A 7,474-nucleotide genomic window follows, 5' to 3' on the forward strand; every position below is an offset into this window, starting at 1 on the left:
GTTCTTCTTCAATATTATTACTATCAATGCTACTTTGATGGGGCAGAATATTTTCTTCTATTCCAATCAGAAATACATGCGGAAATTCTAAGCCTTTAGCGGCATGTAAGGTCATTAAGCTGACCTGATCACTCACTTCGGCTTCTTGATTACGTTCCATAATATCCATCAGCATAATCTTCGCCACAATTTCTGCTAAGGGTGCTTTCGATGAGTTTCCGTCTTCAGAAGGACTATTCTTTTCAGCAATGCGCTTAAGCCATTCAATGAGTTCATAGACATTCTTTATTTTACGGTCGGCAGACTCCTTGCTTTTGCTTTCTTCCTTTAAAAATTGCTCATAACCAATTTGTTGAATAAATTGTTCAATCACAGAGAACCTATCACCCTGGTCAATACGTCTAGCGGTATCAAGTACCCAGTCATGAAACTTTTGTAATCGGTGAATAGACTTTTCAGATAAGCGTTGAGTTAAGCCCAGTTCGGTACTCGCTGCAAATAAACTGATATGACGTTCATTCGCATATCCCCCCAGTTTTTCCAGCGTGGTAGGGCCAATTTCGCGGCGGGGTGTATTAATAATACGTAAGTAAGCGGCATCATCATCAGGGTTAACAAATAAACGCAGATAGCCGAGAATGTCCTTAATTTCTGAATAAGAAAAAAACGAGGTGCTACCGCTGATTAAATACGGGATGTTATTTTCCCTAAGTCCTTGTTCAAATAACCGGGACTGATGATTGCCTCGATATAAAATCGCGTAGTCCTGATACCGGCCACCGTTCTTAAATTTGTGATGGATAATTTCTGAAATAATTTGCTGTGCTTCAACCTGATCGTTTTTATGACTCAGAACACGTAATGGATCACCATAGCCCAATTCACTCCAAAGACGTTTCTCAAACGTATGGGGGTTATTAGCAATAAGCTGATTGGCTACTTTTAGGATACGGCCCGTAGAGCGGTAGTTTTGTTCTAACTTAATCACCTGTAAACGACTATAGTCTTTTTGTAATTGTGCTAGATTTTCGGGTTGCGCACCCCGCCAGGCATAAATGGATTGATCATCATCACCCACGACGGTAAAGCGACCTAAGGCGCCGGCGAGTAACTTAACGAGTTGGTACTGGGTGATATTAGTGTCTTGATATTCGTCAACCAGTAAATAACGAATCTTGTTTTGCCATTTCTCTAAAACACTGGGATGTTGTTGGAACAATAATACGGGTAACAAAATAAGGTCGTCAAAATCAACAGCATTGTAAGACTTTAAGCTACGGGTATATTCTTGATACAGAATAGCAGAAGAGTAGTGTTCTTTTGTCGCCTGTGTTAATGCTTGTTCGGGCGTGATAAAGGCGTTTTTCCATTGCCCGATTTGATGGGCATAATGATCGACCTGATCGATATCACAGTCCTTGGCGCCGTGAGTAATTAAGTTCTTTATCAGAGCTAGCTTATCTTGTTCATCAAAGAGCGTAATGGCGGCTTTATACGTCAGAACTTTGTGCTCTTTGCGCAGAATATCCAAGCCTAATGAATGAAAAGTAGACACACGTAAGCCGCGAATCTGCGTATCATCGAGCAGCTTTGACACACGACTTTTCATTTCTCTGGCGGCTTTGTTGGTAAATGTTACGGCTGCAATATGTCGAGCCGGTAAGCCCTGTTTGACTAAGTAGGCAATTTTTTCTGTGATGACGCGCGTTTTACCACTACCGGCGCCTGCCAGAACCAGTAATGGATTATCGATAACTTTAACAGCAGCTTGTTGTTGGGGGTTTAGTTTGGCCATTAGATTAGGAGTTCGAGTGTGATTTACTCGGTAGAGTACTATCGGTTCTTTGGGGGAGGGCTTAATTATTGACGACATTATAACTGGATTTTGTTATTGGTATTATGTGTAGAAGGCCCTGATTCGGAATGGTGAACAGTGTTTTCACTGTTTTCGCCGTTGCCTTCAGCATCAACTTGAGTGTTTTCTGTCAGCTCTAGAATTTATTGATCATTTAGTGGCGTTGAACTTACGGCTCACTTGAAGAATCATATTTTGATAAAATTATGTTTTTATGTTAAAAAGCGCTCGATTGTTTGTGTCGATTTGTAGCGTGTTGGAAACGAGAGATTACGATGCTCAACAGAACCTTTCATACAGTTGTTACTCTAGATTATTCTTAATAATCTCGCGCAAAGAGGCTAGGGCTTCCGGGAAATCATAGCTTTCGACTTGGCATCCAAGAGGTGCGGCGAGTCCCCTACCGATGGTCTGAGTAAACAGCGGACCCAGTTCGCGCCAGGTGTCGATGGCTTGTGCATCGTCTGTAGCGAGTTGCGCTTCCAGCCGGGTCACCAGTTCCCGGACTTTGACCGGATCTGCATCTACTTGCCTCAGTGCTGGGTTATCGACGTGCATGGCCTGGATTTCCTTGTTCACGGCCACTAGCGCCTTGCGTAACATCGCGATCTCATTCTCCAGTTCGGAAGCGGGCAAGCCATCATGAACCTTGTGTTCCAAGGTGTAGGCTATTTCTCGTAGCGATGCCATCCCCAGCGTAGTGGAAATGCCCTTCAAAGAATGGGCGATGCGCTCTGCGGTGGCTTGATCCCCAGCATCCAGGGCAGCCTGGACGTTGTCGGCGTCAGTGCCGTGGGTGTCAGCAAACTTGGTCAACAGGCGCTGATAGGCGGGTAAATTGCCACCGAGATACTTTAGCCCGGCTTGTCGGTCTATCTGGCTAGGGCTAGTGATTTGGGTGGCGGTTGGTAGCATTTCTGAACTTTCTATCGTTGTCTCGGCAGAGTCTGCTGTGTCCTTTTGGTGGAGCCAGCGCTTGAGCTCCGCGTAAAGCCGTTCTGGCTCCACTGGTTTGGCAATAAACCCATTCATTCCGGCATCTTCGCTGCGTCGGCGGTCTTCCTCAAAGGCATTGGCAGTCATGGCCAGGATAGGGATGTCCCGGTAAGCAGGTAACTTTCTGATTCTACGGGTTGCTTCCAGGCCATCCATCACCGGCATCTGCATATCCATCAGAATCAGATCATAGCATTTCTTTTCGATCATCACTAAGGCTTCGCCGCCATGATTAGCTATATCAACCAGTAAGCCGTAACCTTGCAGGATTTCCATGGCCACCTCCTGATTGATTTCGTTGTCTTCAACCAGCAAAATACGGGCGCCACTACGGAGTCCTGATGAACCAGAAATGGCCTCCTGGCGAGGTAACTCATCTAATGTGCCATGCTTTAATGCCGCTGTAAACCAGAAGGTGCTGCCTTGCCCAAGGGTGCTGACAACCCCAATTTCGCCACCCATCATACTGGCCAGTTTTCTGGAAATCGCCAGGCCGAGGCCGGTGCCGCCAAATCTACGACTGGTAGAGGCTTCCGCTTGGGTAAACGCTTCAAACAACTTATCCGGGTTCGCCTCACTAATACCAATGCCTGTATCTTGCACCTCGAAGCGCAACATGACCTGATCGTCGTTTTCAGAAAGCACCCTGGCGCGCAGGTTAATGCTGCCATGAAAGGTAAACTTGACGGCGTTACCGGTGAGGTTGATTAGAATTTGGCGTAGGCGTAATGGATCCCCTCGCAAAGGCAACGTGTCCAGGCGTGGGTCGATTTCTTCAATTAATTTGAGCCCCTTGCTGTCGACACGATCGGCCATCATGCTGCTGACATGATTTATGGTTGCGGAAACTAGAAAAGTCGTTTCTTCTAGCGTTAGTTGTTCGGCCTCGATTTTGGATAAATCCAGAATGTCATTGATAATGCCTAGCAGGTGTTTACTCGATGAGATGATCTTGTCGAGTTTGTCTTGCTGGGACGGCTGCTCGATTTGAGCTTGCAATAGATGGGCAAAGCCGATGATGGCATTCATTGGAGTGCGGATTTCATGGCTCATGTTGGCGAGGAACGTGCTCTTGGACTGGTTGGCGATCTCTGCATCCAGCTTGGCTTTCTCAAGCTCAGCAGTGCGGGTTTCAACAAGTTTTTCGAGATGTAATTGATAATTCTCAAGTTCCTTTTCGGTTCGCTTTTTCTCGGTGATGTCATTCCACACGGCATGGATGAGGTTTCTATCGTCAAATTTGATAGACGTGTGTATGACGTCAGCAAAGAAATGTTCGCCGTTTTTCTTTATATGTTCCCACTCAAAGCGGTTAGTGCCTTCGGACAAGACTTTCTGATGCAGCGCTATCGCTTTTGTTGAAGATAATTGACCATCCGGTTGATATTCGGGTGATATCTGCACTGGGCTAAGCCCTATGAGTTCTTCCAGGGAGTCCATACCTAGTATTTGCAACGAAGCGTGGTTGGCATCAATAAACAGCCCATTTTCAACCAGCATCAAGGGCAGCCTGGATTCGTAGAACAATTTACGAAAACGCTCATCGCTCTGGCGCAGACGTTCTTCTGCTTCATGCCGATGGGTAATGTCAGAGGAAAAGCCGATCAGCGCCTGCGGATGATTACGCATTTCGATGGGCATCTTGACGGACCAGAAATAGCGGTTATTGCCGCTGTTGTCGGTCAACATTTCTTCAGACGCCTGCTTGACCCCGCTCAGATACACTTTGCTATCGAATTCCATGACTTGCCGGGCTGTGTCAGGCGGCAGGATTTCAAGGTCCGATTTGCCAAGGATGTCGGAAACCGGGCGGCCGAATTGATGGGCGACTGCCTGGTTGAGGTAGAGGTAGCGGCCATCATGGTCCTTGATGTAGATATGGGTCTCGACATTGTCGATGACTGCATCCAGGAAGCGACGCTGCTCCCCGATTTCTTCTTCGCTGCGCTTGCGCTCGGTGATATCCTGCACTGTGCCGATCAGGCTGATCGCCTTGCCCTTGTCGTCATAGGTAATATGTCCGAGACCATGCATCCAGCGTTCTGCACCATCGCTCGGCCGAATGATCTTGTATTCGGCATCAAAAGGCTTCTTGTTGTTGATTGAGTCCTGAAGCGCATCGTGCATCGCTTGCATAAAATCCGGGTGCATTAACTTCACCCAGCCTTCATTGGTGTGCGGATAGTGCTCGGTGATCCCGAAGATTTCATCAAGGACGCTTGTGCTCTCAAACGTCGCTGCTTCAAACGTATTGATGTAGCTTCCGATCCGGGCGGCCTTCTGCGATTCGCGTAGCAGCTTTTCGTTTCTCTTGAGTGTTTGTTGTGCCCTTTGGTGCTCGGTGACGTCCAAGACAATGGAAAAAAGCAAGACCCGGGCCTCAACCGTGATGGGCGTTGAACGCACTTCGACAGTCCGAATTTCGCCGTTGGCATGGCGGTGCTCAAAGATGAAGTAATCGCGTTCCTGCCGCACAGCGCGTCCCATCTCCGCTTCGATTTCCGATGGCGTCAATGTATTGATCTGGTCAATGCGCATGGCTCGCAGTTGCTCGACGCTGTAGCCATAGAAGCTAGCAGCTGCCGGGTTGGCGTCGACGATGACGCCGGAATCAGGCTCGATCAGCAGCATAACTGCCACGATGTTCTCGAACATTTGACGAAAGCTCTGTTCACTCTTGCACAGGGCGACCTCGGTACTCTTCAACAAGGTTTCGCCTTGTTGTTTCTCCTTCGCTTCGGCCTTGATCAGATACAGTGTTCGTGCCAGCATGAAAACCAACGCAACCCCGAGGACAATAAAAACCAACCGGGTGAGCCCAAGATTGAGCTTGGCATCCTCAACCGTAGCAACGTAAGCACGCACCATCCAGGTCAAATCATCTGACGATTGCCTCAGTTCATCACTCCGTTCAAAGGAAGTTATTCGCTGTTCGTTTACTCGATTAACGCGCTCTTCTGCAGTGATATAGACACCGAAAGCAACAATGAAAAGCGTGCCAATAGCTGCGGTTAACCAAGTGCTGATAGCAGATTTTGAGAATTTTTTCAATATACCCTCCATAACAGGGGGCCTGTGAAAGCCCCCCTAAAAGTGTTCGTTCTGAGCTAAGCCATTTTCCAGAAGCACCGTATTAAATGTTTTTCAGGCGCATTTATCATCGCATCCGCATCACCATTGACTCTTGTATACTCAATACCCAATTGATTGAGTAATAAACGAACTTTGTAGCAATTACCTGAGGGTAAAAAGTCGTATAGTTTATACATTAGTGCTTTGTTCACCAAAGGGGTAAATACAGTTTCGCTGGGAATAGCAAAAAATGCGGCTACTAGTAATGATACTAGATCAATTATTCACCTGATTAAATCTGTAACTCATTATTTTTTATTGTGTAGTTTTGTGCATGATATAACACATGAACAGCAAAGACATTATTATGGCATTAAAAAGAAGGCTGGTTAATATCGGGGGGCAAGGGCGATCATGAGAAATTTACTCATCCAAATAAGCCGGATCATGTCGTTGTTCCACATCCGCGCAAAGATATGCCCATTGGCACTTTGCGCAATATTTTAAGCTATTATTTGTTAAGAACACCTACACTTTATTGTTCGTAGCTAACTCAGAAAGATGCTCGCTATCAACCAAAACCATCTCTGCCAATAAAGTTTCAGGAGAGATATCTTGCTCATGCGGCCATGTCACAGCACCAAACAGAATTCCTACCTGATTAAAATAATGTATATTGCCTATTATTTGGACCCCTTTCTTGGCGCTATTTTTTGAGTTGCACTTTTCCGCAATTACCGGAAATAAGCGGTCAAGCTAAACCTACCGAAAAACACTTTATCAGTAATCGTTTGACGATGTGGGGTGGCATTTGGGCTTTAAAAGCTCTGCATTAAATATTCACAGTCCATTGGCTTAATAACTCTTATAGCGCTTACTTTACTTTCGAATCAGTATTTTGGCATTCATACGCCATTTATGACCCTAATCACAGATACCCATTTTTTAATTCCTATGACAATTGTAGTTTTATCGACTCCACTAGCGGGATTTAGATTTATAACACTGTTATTAGGACGCTCGTTGCTACTACCGAAACAAGTATCCCGTGCTACATTACCGACTTGGCTGTTTTCTAGACTATCCCTGTTTTGCCTTGTTGCGTGGGGAGTCTGGTCTATACCACTGGTTGCATCGGCTCTCTGGGAAAATACTGACTCTTTATACCTGATGTTCTTAGGTGTGTTTGGATTATGGGGCATAAGTTTCAGTGCAACCTTCGCTTTCTGGCGAATACCTAACTGCCCTAAAAACCAGCAGTTTGATTACGTGGGGTTAATCTTTATGTTCTTATTTGCCCTGACGATTACAACGGACATAGTGAATCAACTCTTCTTTACTAAATTTGTCTTTAGCACCTGTTTAACCATCATAGGGCTGGCCTTTATTGTTCCGATTGGATTGTACTTTTCAGCATTGAAGCGTTGGTTTACAGGCTCATTTGGACTGTGTATGTCGGACACAATCCGAAACTCATCTTTATTTCGGTTCAATCGAAGTTCAGACACCCCGATCTCTGGGGAATTTAATATGATCCTATTTTGAACACCA

Annotated in this window: 3 protein-coding genes and 2 pseudogenes; 1 reads left to right on the forward strand and 4 read right to left on the reverse strand. The window is 45.8% G+C overall.

All coding sequences use genetic code 11. The features are described 5' to 3' along the window. The 3 genes and pseudogenes from WCO51_07415 to WCO51_07425 form a co-directional block, all read right to left on the reverse strand. Positions 1–1,795: UvrD-helicase domain-containing protein (locus tag WCO51_07415; protein ID MEI6513090.1), on the reverse strand; the 1,795-nt coding region annotated here is incomplete at its 3' end. A gap of 363 nt (positions 1,796–2,158) precedes the next feature. Beyond that, the gene (locus WCO51_07420; protein MEI6513091.1) at positions 2,159–5,902 is read right to left on the reverse strand and encodes a PAS domain S-box protein; all 3,744 of its coding nucleotides are present in this window, start codon (positions 5,900–5,902) and stop codon (positions 2,159–2,161) included. Between the two features lie 128 nt (positions 5,903–6,030). Next, a pseudogene (locus WCO51_07425) lies at positions 6,031–6,120 on the reverse strand (glutathione S-transferase family protein). A 149-nt stretch (positions 6,121–6,269) separates the two neighbouring features. Between WCO51_07425 and WCO51_07430 the strand changes: the two are divergent. Beyond that, positions 6,270–6,471: pseudogene (locus tag WCO51_07430) on the forward strand (type II toxin-antitoxin system HicA family toxin). 777 nt (positions 6,472–7,248) lie between these two features. On the opposite strand, the gene WCO51_07435 reads toward WCO51_07430, so the two are convergent. Then, a partial coding sequence (locus WCO51_07435) for a hypothetical protein (GenBank protein ID MEI6513092.1) occupies positions 7,249–7,474 on the reverse strand: 226 nt, incomplete at its 5' end.

Source organism: bacterium (assembly GCA_037131655.1).
Lineage (GTDB): Bacteria > Armatimonadota > Fimbriimonadia > Fimbriimonadales > JBAXQP01 > JBAXQP01.